This window comes from Mesorhizobium metallidurans STM 2683 (assembly GCF_000350085.1).
Lineage (GTDB): Bacteria > Pseudomonadota > Alphaproteobacteria > Rhizobiales > Rhizobiaceae > Mesorhizobium > Mesorhizobium metallidurans.
Genome location: NZ_CAUM01000112.1, coordinates 1 through 16237 on the forward strand (window position 1 = coordinate 1; position 16237 = coordinate 16237).

Here is a 16237-nt window from a genome sequence, read left to right on the forward strand (position 1 = left end):
GGCAACGGCAATGTCGACACGATTACCGACTTCAACGCGTCCCAGGACAAGATCCAGCTCGACAATGCCATTTTTGCCGGTCTGGGCGCGGGCGCGCTCACATCCGCCGCTTTCTCTGAGGGTGCGGCCGCGCACGACAGCACCGACCATATCATCTACAACAGTTCAACCGGGGCGCTCTCTTTCGACAGCGACGGCATCGGCGGCGCGGCTCAGATACAGTTCGCCACTCTTTCCCCGGGTCTCTCGCTTACGGCAAACTCATTCTTTGTGACTTGAAAAAGCGGGGAACGACATCGCCCCAATCGCCAGATAGGGACAGGCAGACAAACTGAATTGGACGCGTGTCTCTTCTGGCGACAGTGGATAACCGTTGGCACCCGCGGGTGCCAACGGAAAATTGGCTCAGTTCGAGTTTTGATTGAGATAGCTATAGACGCCCGCACCGATGGCGACAGCTCCTATCGTATCAAAATGGATGGAGCTCCCATCAAGGTGGCGACAATTCCCCAAACGAGAGCGACGGCTATGGCACCGGCCGTTCCCAAAATCATTCTTGGCCATTTCGACATGAGCCGGCGTCTATCGCCTCAGCGCGTATAAGCGATCGACGGTTTCCATCGGCATCGCTACATCGTCGTCCAGCAACCGGGTGATCCTGGCAAAGCCGGTAAAAGCCTTCCTGGCTTCCTCGGCCGACATCTGGCCCGCAAGAGCGGCCGCACAGCAGTTCAACGCGCATTGATACACCGGCCCGCGCCGCCCTGTTGGCCATTTCCGCAAAAAAACCATTGCCTCGCTAACGCTATCGATTTCTTCCACAGGTTGCCCCTGCCCGTGCGTAATTCGCACTGGCGAAAGGAATTGCAAGCGATTCATTGTTTCCTCCCCGTCGATCGCGCTGTTTTCGATCGAACCCTACTAAATTCATGGCCAGGCATTTGGTTCCACACAAAAAGCCTGGCTCTCAAAAAAAGTGTGCCCGATGAGCGGACAGGTGTTCGAAAGGCCGCGCCGCTGCGCGGCTTTTTGCCGTGGCGGGGAACGTTCGGGCAACTGATGCATTTCGACCTCAGCGATGATCTTGAGGGAAATGCCAAAAATGAGAATAGCCCATGTGGCGCCGCTGCATGAATCCGTGCCGCCCCTGCTCTATGGGGGAACCGAGCGCATCGTCTCCTATCTGACCGAAGGTTTGGTCGAGCTTGGCCACGACGTCACCTTGTTCGCCAGCGGTGACACAACGACATCGGCGAAACTGGTGGCTTGTCGCGAGCGTGCGCTGCGTCTTGACCCGCGTCCGTTAAAATCCGAGACCGCCGCGCATCTGACAATGCTCGCTGAGGTGAGGAAGCGTTCTCAAGACTTTGATATCATTCACTTCCATCTCAGCCATTTCCTGCATTTCTCGTTCTTCGAGCATATGCCGGAGCGGACCATAACGACGCCGCATGGCAGGCTGGACTATGTCGATCTGGCACCGGCCTATGAGCATTTCCCGCGCTTTCCGATGATCTCCATCTCCCGCAGCCAAAGGGCGGGGCTGGCCAACGCCAACTGGCTGGCGACGATCCATCACGGGCTGCCGACCGGTATCTACGAACCTGCATTCGAGACGAACCAAGGAGAACCATACCTTGCTTTCCTCGGCCGGATGTCGCGCGACAAGCGGCCGGACCGCGCCATCGAGATCGCGTTGCGCTCGGGGCTGAAACTGAAGCTTGCCGCCAAGATCGGCGATGACGACCGCGCCTATTTCCATGAGGTGGTCGAGCCGTTGATAGACGGCGACCGCATAGACTATGTCGGCGAGATCGTGGAGGACGAAAAGGCGGAGTTCCTCGGCAAGGCGGCCGGCCTCGTATTTCCAATCGACTGGCCCGAGCCGTTTGGCCTTGCCGTCATCGAGGCGATGGCCTGCGGCACGCCGGTGATCGTCTGGAATTGCGGCGCCATGCCGGAGATCGTCGACCAGGGCGTGACCGGCTTCATTGTCGATTCGATAGAGGACGCGGTCGCGTCGGTGCCGGCCTTGCTGCGGCTCGACCGACGAAAGGTGAGAACCGTCTTCGAAAATCGGTTTTCCGCCGGTAGAATGGCCCGCGACTATGTGGCCGCCTATGCGCACCTTGCCGGAGCCCCGGCTGAAGCACGAGCTTCATGAAATCGCGACCAGCGTGGGGGCGAAGCGAAACGAGAGAGAAGCGTGACGAATGAACCAGCTCGATGAGCGCAAGCTTGATCCCGCGGTGGCCCTTGCCTCACTGGACGCGACCGCGCCTCGCGAGCCGCACCGGCTGTTCGCCCTCAAGCAGGGCGATTGTTTCGCCGTCGCCGACGCCTATGGCGATATCCGCGGCGCCGGCGACGGTTTCTTCCGTGACGACACGAGGGTGCTTTCCGAATTCCGGCTGACGGTAGGCGGCCGGCAGACGTCGCTGCTCGGCGCGTCGCTCAGCCAGGACAATGTGCTCTTCACCTCCAACCTGACCAACCTGCCGATGCAGAGCGTCGGTGGCCGTGACATTCCGCAGGGTGCGATCCATATCGAACGCGTCAGGTTGATCTGGCAGGACCGGCTGTTCGAGCGCATCACGCTTTCCAACTACAGCCAGGAACATTCGGCCATCCGCGTGTCGCTGCATTTTGCCGCCGACTTTCGCGACATGTTCGAAGTGCGCGGCTCGACGAGGCTGAAGCGCGGCATGGCCCATGCGGCCGAGATCGATGCAACCTCCGTTCTGCTTCGCTATGACGGGCTGGACGGGCTGGCACGGATTTCGGCGATATCGTTCTCGCAGGCGCCTGACCATCTGTCCGCCGACCGTGCGGATTTTCTCATTGCCGTGACCAAGCGCAGCAGCAAGGTGCTCTATATCGAAGTCGGTCCGGAGGCGGCGGCGGCGCCGGACCGCGATCGTTTCCGCGCCGCCGCCGCCCGGGCCCGCTTCGGCATGCGAGCCAAGCGCCGCCATGGCGCCACGGTGCACAGTTCAGGCCGTGTCTTCAATGATTGGGTCGAACGCGCCCGCGCCGATGTGGCGCTGCTGACCACCGAGCTTGTGACCGGACCCTATCCCTATGCGGGCATACCCTGGTTCTCGACGGCCTTTGGCCGCGATGGCGTTATCTCCGCGCTGCAGATGCTCTGGCTGAACCCCGGCCTGGCGCGGGGCGTTCTGGCCTTCCTTGCCCAACACCAGGCGACCGAGACATCGCCCTTCAGCGATTCCCAGCCCGGCAAGATCATGCATGAGACCCGCAAGGGCGAAATGGCGGCGTTGCGCGAGCTTCCCTTCGGCCGCTATTATGGCGGCGTCGACACCACCCCTCTCTATATTCACCTGGCCTGCACCTATGCGGACCGCACCGGCGACATGGCATTCATCGAAAGCCTGTGGCCGTCGCTCTGCGCCGCCGCCGATTGGACGGAAGAGGCGAGCCGGGCGACCGGGTTCCTGACCTATCAGCGCGCCGCCGAGTCCGGTCTGGCCAATCAGGGCTGGAAAGACAGTTTCGATTCCGTCTTCCATGCCGATGGCCGCATCCCCAAGGGACCGATCGCCCTGGTGGAGGTGCAAGGCTATGTCTTTGCCGCGTTCCGGGGGCTGGCGGCACTTGCCCGTCGCCGTGGCGAGGATGAGAAGGCCGATCACTGGGACGGCCGTGCCGAGGCCATGCGCGCTGCCGTGGAACGCCATTTCTGGCTCGATGATCTCGAGTTCTATGCCTTGGCGATCGACGGGGCCGGCGAGCCCTGCAAGGTGCGGACCTCGAATACCGGGCATCTTCTTTATGTCGGCCTTCCCGAGCCGGCGCGGGCACAAATGGTTGCCGATCAGCTCTTGTCGGCATCCTTCCACTCGGGCTGGGGGGTGAGGACGCTTGCCGACGACGCCGTGCTTTTCAATCCGATGTCCTACCACAACGGTTCGATCTGGCCGCATGATACCGCCATTTGTGGCGCCGGCCTGGCGCGTTATGGCAAGCGCGAAAGCGTGGTTCGGCTGATGAGCGGCACTTTCGAATCGGCGGTGCATTTCAACATGCGACTGCCAGAACTCTTCTGCGGTTTCACCCGTGCACCGGGCGAAGCACCGATCGCCTATCCCGTCGCCTGCCTGCCGCAGGCGTGGTCGGCCGGCTCCGCCTTCATGCTGATGCAGGCCTGCCTCGGTCTGGAAATCGACGGCTGGGACGGCGAAATCCGCGTCACCCGCCCCAGGTTGCCGATTGGTATCGACACGCTCACCCTGAGGCACCTGGGCGTTGGCGCCACGACGGTCGATCTGACATTCCAGCGTGTCGGCGATCGGGTCGTAGCCTTCCTCGCCGACCGGCACGAAGGCCTGGTTCCGCTGATTGTCCGAACCTAGCTCAAGTCTTTTTCCAAATTGCGCAGTCAGTGTTCAAATCGTCGGAACCGATGGCCCGTTTGTGCGTTGCAAAATCATGCCGGTATGGCGGCGTGTCGCCAGGGGCCGGCTGCGAATTCGAAAAACCAAAAAGAAAAACGGTCATCAACCGACCGGAGGGCAAGCGGCTTTCCAATGACAGACTACGGTACAGAGGTGCTCTGGGTTCTCATCCTCGCAAGCTTCGGCCTTTCCGCCATAGCGGTCGTATTTTCGATATCCCGTCGGCGCCACCAGACAACGGCCATTGCATACAGTCCCGGCGAGGACGTGGCTTCGGAAGCAGCGCGCAAAGTGCTGCGCGAGTTCGAGAAAAACGGGCAGTCCGTCGATGCCGCATTGGTCACGTGGTCGCCCGATACCTTGCGCAAGATCCTGGCCGACGATCTGCCGGACGCACAGGTTATCGTTGTGTCCAACCGCGAACCCTATATCCACAATATCAAGGGCAATGGCGTCGAACTCCTGGTGCCTGCCAGCGGGCTGGTTTCAGCGCTCGAGCCGATCACGCGCGCGTGCTCCGGCACCTGGATCGCCTATGGCGGCGGCACTGCCGACCGTCTCATGGTCGACGAAAACGACCGCGTGCAGGTGCCGCCGGGCAATCCTTCCTACGCGCTGCGCAGGGTCTGGCTAACGGAGGAGGAACACCAGGGTTATTATCTGGGTTTCGCCAATGAAGGCTTGTGGCCGCTTTGCCATATCGCCTTCACCCGGCCGGTCTTTCGCGCCTCTGACTGGGAGGCCTATGAGGCCGTCAACAGGAAGTTCGCCGATACCGTGGTCGCCGAAGCGCGCAACGAGCGACCGATCGTGCTGGTTCAGGATTACCATTTCGCGCTCTTGCCGCGCATGATCCGCGAGCGCCTGCCCGAGGCGATCGTCATCACCTTCTGGCATATCCCATGGCCCAACTCCGAAGTTTACAGCATCTGCCCATGGCGTGAGCGGATCCTGGAGGGGCTGCTCGGCAGTTCGATCATCGGCTTCCACACCCAGTTCCATGCCAACAATTTCACCGAAAGCGTCGACCGCTTCCTCGAAAGCCGGATAGAACGAGCGGATGCGGCCATTTCCTATGGCGGGCAGACGACACTGGTTCACGCCTATCCCATCTCCATCGAATGGCCGGCCGAACTCCTGGCGAAACTGCCCGATGTCGACCAATGCCGTGGCCGTGTCCGCGACAGGTTCGAACTGCCGGCGGATGTCAAACTCTGTGTCGGCGTCGAGCGTCTCGACTACACAAAGGGCATCCTCGACCGCTTCCATGCACTGGATGAATTGTTCACGCGGCATCCCGAATGGATCGGAAAACTGGTCTTCCTGCAAATAGCAGCACCCAGCCGCGGTACGCTCCCGGCCTACAGGCAACTGCACGATGAATGCCATCGCTACGCGGAAGAACTCAACCAGCGCTTCGGCAGCGAGGGCTACAAGCCGGTCATCATGGTTGCCGAACATCATTCGCAGGAGCAGGTCTACGAAATCTACCGCGCCGCCGATATCGGCATGGTCACCAGCCTGCATGACGGCATGAATCTGGTCGCCAAGGAATTCGTCGCGGCGCGCGACGACGAACAGGGCGTGCTTCTGCTCAGCACCTTCGCTGGCGCTTCACGCGAACTTCTGGAGGCGCTGATCGTCAATCCCTACGATGCGGCCATGATGAGCGAGGCGTTGCAGCAGGCGCTGATCATGTCGCCGGACGAGCAGCGCGAGCGCATGCGGCCCATGCGCGAGATGGTCCGCAACAACAATGTCTATCGCTGGGCCGGCAGCATGCTTCTCGACGCGGCGCGGCTGCGCAAACGCGGCGACCTCGACCGGGTGACGGGTACCGGCGAGCGATCGCCCTCAAACGCCAACAACGTCATCTCCATGTTCGAGCGGATGCGGAAGGCTGCATCGTGAGCGGCGTTCGGAAGCCGCCGGCGCTGGATCTGCCGGAAGGGCAATGGGCGCTCTTCCTCGATATCGACGGCACCTTGCTCGAACACGCATCCCATCCCAACGCCGTTTTCGTCAGTGAGGAACTGCGTGGGCTTCTCGGCAATATCGAGCAGAGGCTGGGCGGCGCCCTCGCCTTCATCACCGGACGTTCGGTCTTGGCCGTGGACAGGCTGTTTCAGCCCCTGAAGCTGCGCGCCGCCGGACTGTACGGATTGGAGCACCGGCTGACGCCCGACGGCCCGGTTGGCGTCGCGGACACTCCGGCCGACATCGCCGCCCTTGCCGATGCGATCGAAGCCGAACTGGATGACGGCCAGGTTTACATCGAGCGCAAGGGCCCGATCCTCGCCATCCATACCCGTGCGGCACCGCATCTGCTTGCCCGTGCAACCGATCTTGTCGAACGGGCATTGGCCCAGCTTCCGCAGGGCTACCGGGTGATTCCGGGAAATGCCGGCGTTGAACTCATGCCGCTGGAAGCGGTCAAAGGCGGCGCCATCCGGCGTTTCATGGCAATTCCGCCCTTTGCCGGCCGGCGGCCCGTATTTCTCGGGGACGACACGTCCGACGAAAACGGCTTCGAGGCGATAAACGAAGCCAGGGGCATCTCCGTCCGCGTCAAGCCGCGCGGACCGACGGCTGCAACCTACGCACTTGAGAATGTTGCCGAGACAATAGCTTGGCTTGAGACCAATTTCGAGGTCTCGCGCGTGTCTTGACCGCGATCTTCTCCTTGATCCTGCCGAACTTCACCAACTGGCTGCTGTCCTGATGGGCATCTATGGCTGGTTCTTCGGCGTGGCCATCGCCGGCGCTATCTATTGCGTACTGCGCACGATGGTGCTGGGCGCCGGAGCCAGGATGGCGAAGGCCTGAGAAGAATAATTGGGCGGCGCGGCACCGCCCCATTTATTTGGCGACCATCTCGGCCAGTTTGCGCACCGTGTTCCAGTTGCGCGAGGTGCCGATACCGAGACGTTTGTGGCTCACCGCCGCAAGCAGCCGCGAGCTCGGCGTTTCGCGTGAAAAGACGATCCAGAGATCGCCGCCGACCGCCTGCAGTTTTTCATTCCTGCCGATATAGGCCTGCAGCGCAGCGACCGCGTCGGGGGAAACAGGCGCCCGCATCACACGCACCGCCACCTGGTCGGCGGCGGCGGCCGATTCGGCCGGAAACGGATTGCCGGCCGCAAGCCTCAGCCAGTCGTCCGCGCTCCGCACGATGATATCGACATGGCGGTCGAAGGTTTTCTCGAACGCCGTCTCCAGCCGGCCTTCCAGCGCTGCAATTTCTGTCTCTTTCGCTTCGAATACCAGATTGCCGGTCGCCACCAGCGTGCGCGGGTTCTTCAGCCTCAGACCTTCCGCCATCGCTTTTAAATCGGCCATGACGACCCGTCGCCCCTCGCTCAGGAGGATGCTGTAGAGCAGCGCAACATAGGTTCGCATGAGCGCCCGACGCTAGACCAGGCGGCTCTGCTCCACCGCCGCCCCGATGAAGCTGGCGAACAGCGGATGCGGATCGAGCGGCCGGCTTTTCAGCTCGGGATGATACTGCACGCCGATGAACCAGGGATGGTCCGGATATTCGACCGTTTCCGGCAGCACGCCGTCCGGCGACATGCCGGCAAACACCAGGCCGCAATCCTCGAGCCGCTCCTTGTAATCGACATTGACCTCGTAGCGATGGCGGTGGCGCTCGGAAATCTGCGTGTCGCCATAGATGTCGGCGATCTTCGAACCCTTGGCAAGCTCGGCTTGATAGGCCCCGAGCCGCATGGTTCCGCCGAGATCGCCGGTTTCCTTGCGCTTCTCCAGCATGTTGCCCTTCAGCCATTCGGTCATCAGGCCGACGACCGGCTCATTGGTGGGACCGAACTCCGTCGACGAAGCGTGCTCGACGCCGGCCAGGGAACGCGCGGCCTCGATGCAGGCCATCTGCATGCCGAAGCAGATGCCGAAATACGGCACCTTTCGCTCGCGGGCGAACTTGGCCGCCAGGATCTTGCCTTCCGAGCCGCGTTCGCCGAAGCCACCGGGCACAAGGATGCCATGCACCTTTTCCAGCCAGGGCGCCGGATCTTCCTTCTCGAAGATCTCGCTTTCGATCCAGTCGAGCCTGACCTTGACGCGGTTGGCCAAACCACCATGCGACAGCGCCTCGATCAGCGATTTATAGGCATCCTTGAGGCCGGTGTACTTGCCGACGACGGCGATGGTCACTTCGCCTTCCGGGTTGTGGATGCGGCTGGACACCGCCTGCCACGGCTCCATGCGCGGCTTCGGCGCCGGATCGATGCCGAACGCAGCCAGCACTTCCGAATCCAGCCCTTCATTGTGATAGGCAATCGGCACATCGTAGATATGCGGCACGTCGAGCGCCTGGATGACCGCGCTCTCGCGCACGTTACAGAACAGCGAGAGTTTGCGGCGCTCTTCCTTCGGGATGGGACGGTCGGCGCGGACCAGAAGGATGTCGGGCGCAATGCCGATGCCGCGCAGTTCCTTGACCGAATGCTGGGTAGGCTTGGTCTTTAGTTCGCCCGCTGTCGGAATGTAGGGCATCAGCGTCAGATGCACATAGACGGCGTTGTTGCGTGGCAGGTCGTTGCCGAGCTGACGGATCGCCTCCAGGAACGGCATTGCCTCGATGTCACCGACGGTGCCGCCGATCTCGCAGAGCACGAAGTCATAGTCGTCATTGCCGTCGAGGACGAAATGCTTGATCTCGTCGGTGACGTGCGGAATGACCTGCACGGTGGCGCCGAGATAGTCGCCGCGCCGCTCGCGCTCGATGATGTTCTTGTAGATGCGGCCGGTGGTGATGTTGTCCTGCTGGTTGGCCGAGCGCCCGGTGAAGCGCTCATAGTGGCCAAGGTCGAGATCGGTCTCGGCGCCATCGTCGGTCACGAAGACCTCGCCGTGCTGGTATGGCGACATCGTGCCGGGGTCAACATTGAGATAGGGATCGAGCTTCTTGATGCGCGCGCGATAGCCTCGCGCCTGCAAGAGAGCCCCAAGGGCCGCTGCGGCGATGCCTTTTCCGAGTGAGGAAACCACGCCGCCTGTGATGAATACATATCGCGCCATGGGAGTCATCGCTTAACGCGGCCGAATTGATTCCGCCAGAGAAAAAACCGCCGCGAAGGCTTTTTCCCAAGAAGGCGCTCTGGTGATGGATGAGCAAAACAAAAGGGCCGGCGAGGCCGGCCCTTTCGGCAGTATCGGTCAGAACGTCAGATGATGACGACCTTGGTGCCTATTTTCACCCGGCGGTAAAGGTCCATGACGTGCTCGTTGACCATGCGGTAGCAGCCGTTGGAGGCGCTGGTTCCGATCGACTGCGGCGCGATGGTGCCGTGAATGCGCAGGTAGGTGTCCTTCTTGCCGTCATAGAGATAGATGGCGCGCGCGCCGAGCGGATTTTCGCCGCCGCCGGGCATGCCATCCTTGTACTTGCCGTAGAGCCGGGGTTCGCGCTTCTGCATGTCCAGCGTCGGAATCCAGCGCGGCCACTCCTGCTTGTCGCCGACGGCAACCGTGCCCTTGAACTGCAGGCCTTCACGGCCGACAGCGATCGCGTAGCGGCGGGCAGTCGAAGAGGATTCGACGAGATAGAGGCGGCGTGCGCTGGTGTCGATGACGATGGTGCCCGGATCGTAGCCGGAGAACTCGACCTCCTGAGGCACGAATTCCGGCTTGACCTTGAACTGCCGCTTGGCTTCCTTCGTTTCGAGTGCGGCGTCGAGCGCGCGCGTCTCGGGAAGCAGCGACATCGACGATGACGAGGACGTGCCGCCGAACAGGCCGGCGAAGAGCCCGATGCTCCGCGGTTTCTGCCCGACCGCCTCGCTGCGCAATTCGCCGTTATTGCCGGTCAGCGCGACATTCATGGCCTCGGCCGGAAGTGGTTCCGCCGACTGGATCGGCGCGATCGGCTGAACCGGCTCGATGAGCTTGACGGTCTTCTTCTTGGCCGGCTTGGCGTCAGCCACCCTGGCCTCGGCGGCGGGCTGCTCCTTCTTGCCCAGATTCTTCTTGGCGAGGAACGCCTGCCGGTCCGCATCCGCCTTGGCTTTGGCCGCGGCGCGCATCGCCAGCTTTCTGGCCTCGAGCGCCTTGGCCTTGGCGGCGTCCCTGTCGGCCGCGATCTTGGCTTCGATCTTGCCGATCTGGGCAAGGTCGTCAGAGGTCGGATTTTTCTTCTTCTTGAGAAGTCTCAGTTGCGCCGCGTCGCTTTTTGCCGCGGCGTTGATCACATCGGTTGTTACTGCGGCTTTGGGAGCCGAACTGCCCGCCGGCATGGCCGCGTAAGCGGGTGCACTCAGGCCGAGCACGGCACAAAGGCCGGCTAAAATGAAGCTGCGAAGCTGCATGGCGAAGATCCGATCGTTCAATGCTTGTTGCCCACGGCGTCGCCCGGCGTCCCCCAAGGACGCCGAAAGTGCCGCGCGCAATCTATAATCGATTAGCCGGAGTCGCCTCAAGCGCGCCGTCGTGCCGCGCCCGGTCGAATCTTCGTGATCGTGCGGCATTTGCCGCGACTGTGTTCAAACAACAACAGATCGCGGCGCCGGACGTTTACCAATTGTTATTGATTTGGGACCTGCGGTGTGACCGGCAAGGTGACGCCGTTCGTTGCCGGCGGTGTGGTCGAACCCGCCGCGGGCGGCGAAGCCGGAGCGGTTGCCGGGGGCGTCGCCGCGGCGTCATTGCCGGAGGGCGGTGCCGGTGCCGTGGTGCCGGAGGGCGGCGTTGGCGCCGTGGTGCCGGGCAACTGATCGAGCACGCCCTTGCCCGCGCCATCCGTTGCCGGCACGCGGTCTAGAATGTCGATCGGCTTCTCGCCGTAACGGGCGACGATCGACAACGTCAGCGAGGTGGCGAAGAAAGCCGCCGCCAGGATCGCCGTCGCCCGCGTCAGCGCGTTGGCGGCGCCGCGCGCGGTCATGAAGCCGGATCCGCCGCCGATGCCGAGGCCGCCGCCTTCGGAGCGCTGCAAGAGCACCACGCCGACAAGAGCGAGCACGACCATGAGGTGGACGACGATCAGTACGGTTTCCATAGTTTATCCTGGCAAAGCCCTGCGCGGCCGCGGATACGGCCGGTGATTTGGAGGCGGCTCAATACAATGCTTTGACGGCATTTCCAAGCCCGTGGCCGGAATATGGGTAGCAATGCGCCCTTTGCAACGATTTCAGCCGCCGCGCGGCCCGCAGGAAGTCAATGATAGGCCGGATATTACGAGATATTCCGATAGGCTTCGGCGATGCCGAGAAAGTCCGCCGCCTTCAAACTGGCGCCGCCGACCAGCGCGCCATCGACATTCCTGACGCCGAGCAGTTCGACCGCGTTGGACGGCTTGACCGAGCCGCCATAGAGGATGCGCATCTTCGCCGCGGCACTGCCAAGCTTTTCCGACAGTTTTTCGCGGATATGCGCATGCGCTTCGGCGACATCGGCGGCAGTGGGCGTCAGTCCGGTGCCGATCGCCCATACCGGCTCGTAGGCGATGATGGTGTTCGACGCCGTGGCGTCCGGCGGCACCGAGCCGGCGATCTGGCGCGACAGCACGTCGAGCGTGTTACCGGCTTCGCGTTCGGCCCTCGTCTCGCCGATGCAGACGACGGCCACCAGCCCGGCGCGCCATGCCGCCGACGCCTTGGCCTGAACTGTCGCGTCGTCCTCGCCGCTTTGCTCACGGCATTCGGAATGACCGACAATGACGTGGCTGGCGCCGGCATCCTTCAGCATCTCGGCCGAAATACAGCCGGTGTAGGCGCCGCTTTCCTTGGTGTGGCAATCCTCACCCCCGGCCCTGACCGGCGTGCGCGACAAAATCTCCGCGGCATGCGCAAGCAGAGTCGCCGGAACGCAGACCAGCGCTTCGGTCTCCGCATCGAGCCCGCTCATGAAGCCGTTGCCGATCATCCTGAGCTCGTTGAGCGAGGCGCTGGTGCCGTTCATTTTCCAGTTGCCGGCGACAAGCGGGCGGATTCCTGGCGTCATTGTTTTGCTTCTCCGGGCGACATTCAGCCCAAGCCCTCACTACCAAAATCAGGCCACAAAGCAATCGACAGTGGGCCGGAAGGACGCTATTGCGCTTGTTTCAGGAACGGCGCATGCGAAAATGCGCAAAAATCGGAAGTAAACATGCTTGGTACGTTGAGAAGCGCGGCGGGAACCTGGGTCGCGAAACTGTTGCTGTCTTTGCTGGTGTTGAGTTTCCTCGTCTGGGGCATCTCCGGACGGCTTATGGGCGGTCTCGGAGGCAAGGACGCCGTGATCACGGCCGGAGGCACGAAAGTGTCGATCAACGAGTATCGCCTCGCCTATGATCGTCAGATCAGCCTGATGTCGCAGCAATTCGGCCAGCGCATCACCCGCGAGCAGGCGACGGCGCTCGGCATCGACAACCAGGTGCTGGCGCAGCTCGTTTCGGGCGCCGTCCTCGACGAGCAGGCCCGCAAGCTCGGGCTCGGCCTCTCCAAGGACCGGCTGGCCGAACTCGCGCGCGATGACCCGGCGTTCAAGGGGCCTGGGGGCAAGTTCGACAGGCGGACTTTCGACTATATGCTGCAACAGGCCGGCATGCGGCCTGAAGACTATCTCAGGAACCGCGCCCAGGTGGCGGTGCGCCAGCAGATCGTCGAGGCGGTGTCCGACGGTCTCAAAGCCCCGGACGCCTTCTTCAAGGCGGTCGCGCTCTATCGCGGCGAAGACCGCACCATCGACTACGTGACCCTGTCGAAATCGTTGGTCGGGCCGATCGAAGCGCCGTCCGACACAGCACTTTCGGCCTATTTCGAGGAAAACAAGAAGACCTATGCGGCGCCGGAATACCGCAAATTCTCCTACGTCCGGCTCGAACCGCAAGACATCATGGATTTGAGCGCCGTGAGCGACCAACAGGTCAGCGACGATTACAACAAGAACAAGGCGCGTTACACCACGCAGGAACTGCGCACCATCGAACAGCTCGTCTTCAAGACGCCTGAAGCCGCCAAGGCCGCGCTCGATTCGCTCCAGACCGGCGCAACCTTCGACAAAATCGTCGCCGCCGAGGGCAAGGCGCCGGCCGATACGCTGCTTGGTACGCTGGCCCGGGACAAGATCGCGGACAAGGCAGTGGCGGATGCGGCGTTCGCGCTCAACGTCAATGAAGTCAGCCCGGTCGTGCAAGGCGCCTTCGGTCCGGTGCTGCTGCGCGTCACCGATATCAAACCCGAAGTGGTAAAGCCGCTGGCCGAGGTGTCCGCCGAGATCCGCAAGGATCTGGCGCTGGGCGAGGCAAGCCGTATCCTGCTGGATGTACGTGACAGTTACGACGACACCCGCGCCTCGGGTAGCACGCTTGCGGAAGCGGCCGCCAAACTGAAGCTCAAGCTCGTCACCATCGACGCGATCGATCGCACCGGCCAGACGCCGGACGCCACCATCGTCAAGGACCTGCCGGAATCCCCTGAGCTCATCAAGGGCGTCTTCAGCGCCGAGCCGGGCACCGAAAACGACGCCATCACCACGGCCGACAACGGCTTCGTGTTCTACGAGGTGGACGACATCACGCCGGCCCGCGACCGTACGCTGGATGAAGTCCGCCAGAAGGTGGTGGCCGACTGGACGGCGGCGGAAACGACCAAGCGGCTCACCGCAAAGGCGGGCGAACTCGAAAAGCGTCTCAAGGCCGGCGCCACGCTCGATGTGATCGCCGGCGAGCTCAAGCTTGAGAAGCAGACCAAGCGCGGCGTCAAGCGCGAGGCCGACGACGTCGATTTCGGCAAGGAAGGGGCGGCTGCCATGTTCGGCGTCGGCGAAAGCGGGACCGGCCTGATCCCCTCGCCTACCGGTGACGGACAGATCCTGTACAAGGTCGCCGAGGTCTTCGAGCCTGCCGGCGCCGATGCCAGCTCCTTGCCGGACGATGTGCAGAAATCCTTCACGTCAGGCATGTCCGACGACCTGCTCGACCAGCTGGTGGCGCAGTTGCAGACGCAATACGACGTTCGCATCGACCAGACCGCCGTTGCCCAAGCCCTGACCAGATGAGCGCGCTGAAGACCCATATTGCCAAGATCGCCACGGGAACCGCGCTTTCCTTTGAGGAAGCGCTCGAGGCTTTCGACATCATCATGTCGGGCGACGCTACGCCCGGCCAGATCGGCGGCTTCCTGATGGCGCTGCGCGTGCGCGGCGAAACGGTGAGCGAGATTTCCGGCGCCGTCGCCACGATGCGCGCCAAGATGCTGCGCGTCGATGCGCCCGCCGGCGCCATCGACATCGTCGGCACCGGCGGCGACAACTCGCATTCGGTCAACATTTCGACTGCATCCGCCTTCGTCATCGCCGCCAGCGGCGTCCCGGTGGCCAAGCACGGCAATCGCGGCCTGTCCTCGCAGACCGGGGCCGCCGACGTGCTGATCGCTCTCGGCGTCAAGATCGACATCCCGCCGGAAACGATCGGCCGCTGCATCCATGAGGCCGGCGTCGGCTTCATGTTCGCGCCGGCGCATCATCCTGCCATGAAGCATGTCGGCCCGATCCGGGTCGAACTCGGCACGCGCACCATCTTCAACCTGCTTGGCCCGCTGTCCAACCCGGCCGGCGTCAGCAGGCAGATGGTCGGCGTGTTCCTGCCGGAATGGATCATGCCGGTGGCCGAGACATTGAAAGCACTGGGCGCCGACCATGCCTGGGTCGCCCATGGCGACGGCTATGACGAGATCACCACCACCGGCGAGACCCAAGTGGCCGAGCTGGTCGGCGGCGAGATCCGCAGCTTTACGCTGACCCCGGAAGCCGTCGGGCTGAAGCGCCACACCAAGGACGAGCTGCGCGGCGGCGACGCCGCCTACAACGCCAAGGCCATGCGCGACATGCTGGCAGGCGCTGCCGGCGCCTATCGCGACACGGTGCTGATGAATGCCGGCGCCGGGCTGGTGGTGGCGGGCAAGGCAACCACGCTGGCCGACGGCATGGCGAGTGCTGCGCAAGCCATCGACAGCGGCCGGGCGCTAAAGGTGCTCGACAGGCTGGTCGCGATTTCGAACGGATAGGGAATGGCTGATATCCTGCGCAAGATCGAGGCCTACAAGCGCGACGAGATCGCCGCGGCGAAGGCGCGTGTGCCGCTGGCCGATATCAAGGCGCGGGCGAAGGACGCCGATGCGCCGCGCGGCTTTCTCGCGGCGCTTGAGGCCAGACGCATAGCCGGTGGTTTCGCGCTGATTGCCGAGATCAAGAAGGCGAGCCCTTCCAAGGGCCTGATCCGCGCCGACTTCGACCCGCCGGCACTGGCCAGCGCCTATGCGAAAGGCGGCGCTGCCTGCCTTTCCGTGCTGACCGACGCGCCGTCCTTCCACGGCGCGCCCGAATTTCTCACCACGGCACGCAGCGCCGTGGCTTTGCCAGCACTGCGCAAGGATTTCCTGTTCGATCCGTACCAGGTTTACGAGGCGCGCGCCTGGGGTGCGGACGCTATCCTCATCATCATGGCCAGCGTCGATGACGCCATGGCCAGTGAACTCGAATCGACGGCCTTCGCGCTTGGCATGGATGCGCTGGTCGAAGTGCATGACGAAGCCGAGATGGAGCGGGCATTGAAACTGTCGTCCCGCCTGATCGGCATCAACAACCGCAATCTCAGGACGTTCGAAACCAGCATCGAGACCTCGGAGCGGCTGGCCGCGATGGTGCCGGCCGACCTGCTGCTGGTCAGCGAGAGCGGTATCTTTTCACATGACGACTGCCGCCGGCTGGAAAAGAGCGGCATCGGCACTTTCCTTGTCGGCGAGAGCCTGATGCGGCAACAGGACGTGGCCGCCGCGACGCGCTCGCTGTTGACCGGCAAGGCTCCCGCCGAGGCGATCTGA

General features: G+C 63.0%; 13 protein-coding genes and 2 pseudogenes. 9 read left to right on the forward strand and 6 right to left on the reverse strand.

Features of this window, described 5'->3' with window-relative positions; genetic code table 11:
• Positions 1-279: pseudogene (locus MESS2_RS18270) on the forward strand (calcium-binding protein); the annotation flags it as partial.
• A 303-nt stretch (positions 280-582) separates the two neighbouring features.
• Here MESS2_RS18270 and MESS2_RS18275 read toward each other — a convergent pair.
• Complete coding sequence (locus MESS2_RS18275; RefSeq protein ID WP_008875883.1) at positions 583-879, reverse strand: DUF982 domain-containing protein; 297 nt, start codon at positions 877-879, stop codon at positions 583-585.
• Positions 880-1102: 223 nt separating this feature from the next.
• Between MESS2_RS18275 and MESS2_RS18280 the strand changes: the two genes are divergently transcribed.
• The 5 genes and pseudogenes from MESS2_RS18280 to MESS2_RS32395 form a co-directional block, all read left to right on the forward strand.
• Positions 1103-2164, forward strand: coding sequence for a glycosyltransferase family 4 protein (locus MESS2_RS18280; protein WP_008875884.1), 1062 nt, complete (start codon positions 1103-1105; stop codon positions 2162-2164).
• Between the two features lie 49 nt (positions 2165-2213).
• On the forward strand, positions 2214-4376 hold the full coding sequence (locus MESS2_RS18285; RefSeq protein WP_008875885.1) for an amylo-alpha-1,6-glucosidase: 2163 nt from the start codon (positions 2214-2216) through the stop codon (positions 4374-4376).
• Positions 4377-4550: 174 nt separating this feature from the next.
• Positions 4551-6329, forward strand: a complete 1779-nt coding sequence (locus MESS2_RS18290; RefSeq protein ID WP_008875886.1) for an alpha,alpha-trehalose-phosphate synthase (UDP-forming) — start codon at positions 4551-4553, stop codon at positions 6327-6329.
• A complete protein-coding gene (gene otsB, locus MESS2_RS18295) occupies positions 6326-7087 on the forward strand; it encodes a trehalose-phosphatase (RefSeq protein ID WP_008875887.1) in 762 nt (253 codons plus the stop codon). Before MESS2_RS18290 ends, otsB begins: the two co-directional genes overlap by 4 nt.
• 5 nt (positions 7088-7092) lie before the next feature.
• Positions 7093-7244 (forward strand): annotated as a pseudogene (locus MESS2_RS32395) (nitrate reductase); the annotation flags it as partial.
• 33 nt (positions 7245-7277) lie between these two features.
• Here the strand turns inward: MESS2_RS32395 and MESS2_RS18300 are convergent.
• The 5 genes from MESS2_RS18300 to tpiA all read right to left on the reverse strand — a co-directional run bounded on the left by MESS2_RS18300 (position 7278) and on the right by tpiA (position 12377).
• Complete coding sequence (locus MESS2_RS18300; RefSeq protein ID WP_008875889.1) at positions 7278-7817, reverse strand: DUF1697 domain-containing protein; 540 nt, start codon at positions 7815-7817, stop codon at positions 7278-7280.
• A 12-nt stretch (positions 7818-7829) separates the two neighbouring features.
• Positions 7830-9467 (reverse strand): CTP synthase, encoded by a 1638-nt coding sequence (locus MESS2_RS18305; protein ID WP_083918587.1) that lies wholly within the window; start codon positions 9465-9467, stop codon positions 7830-7832.
• Between the two features lie 137 nt (positions 9468-9604).
• Complete coding sequence (locus tag MESS2_RS18310) at positions 9605-10744, reverse strand: L,D-transpeptidase (protein WP_040593494.1); 1140 nt, start codon at positions 10742-10744, stop codon at positions 9605-9607.
• 215 nt (positions 10745-10959) lie between these two features.
• On the reverse strand, positions 10960-11433 hold the full coding sequence (gene secG / locus MESS2_RS18315; RefSeq protein ID WP_008875892.1) for a preprotein translocase subunit SecG: 474 nt from the start codon (positions 11431-11433) through the stop codon (positions 10960-10962).
• 176 nt (positions 11434-11609) lie between these two features.
• Positions 11610-12377 carry a triose-phosphate isomerase gene (gene tpiA / locus MESS2_RS18320; protein ID WP_008875893.1) on the reverse strand — a complete coding sequence of 256 codons (768 nt, stop codon included), beginning with the start codon at positions 12375-12377 and terminating at the stop codon, positions 11610-11612.
• 144 nt (positions 12378-12521) lie between these two features.
• Here tpiA and MESS2_RS18325 point away from each other — a divergent pair, with 144 nt between their 5' ends.
• Genes MESS2_RS18325 through trpC form a run of 3 tightly spaced genes read left to right on the forward strand, consistent with a single transcriptional unit; the run spans position 12522 to position 16237 of the window.
• On the forward strand, positions 12522-14414 hold the full coding sequence (locus MESS2_RS18325) for a SurA N-terminal domain-containing protein (RefSeq protein ID WP_008875894.1): 1893 nt from the start codon (positions 12522-12524) through the stop codon (positions 14412-14414).
• A complete protein-coding gene (gene trpD, locus MESS2_RS18330) occupies positions 14411-15421 on the forward strand; it encodes an anthranilate phosphoribosyltransferase (protein WP_008875895.1) in 1011 nt (336 codons plus the stop codon). The genes MESS2_RS18325 and trpD overlap by 4 nt, the downstream gene beginning before the upstream one ends.
• A gap of 3 nt (positions 15422-15424) precedes the next feature.
• Positions 15425-16237 (forward strand): indole-3-glycerol phosphate synthase TrpC, encoded by an 813-nt coding sequence (gene trpC, locus MESS2_RS18335; protein ID WP_008875896.1) that lies wholly within the window; start codon positions 15425-15427, stop codon positions 16235-16237.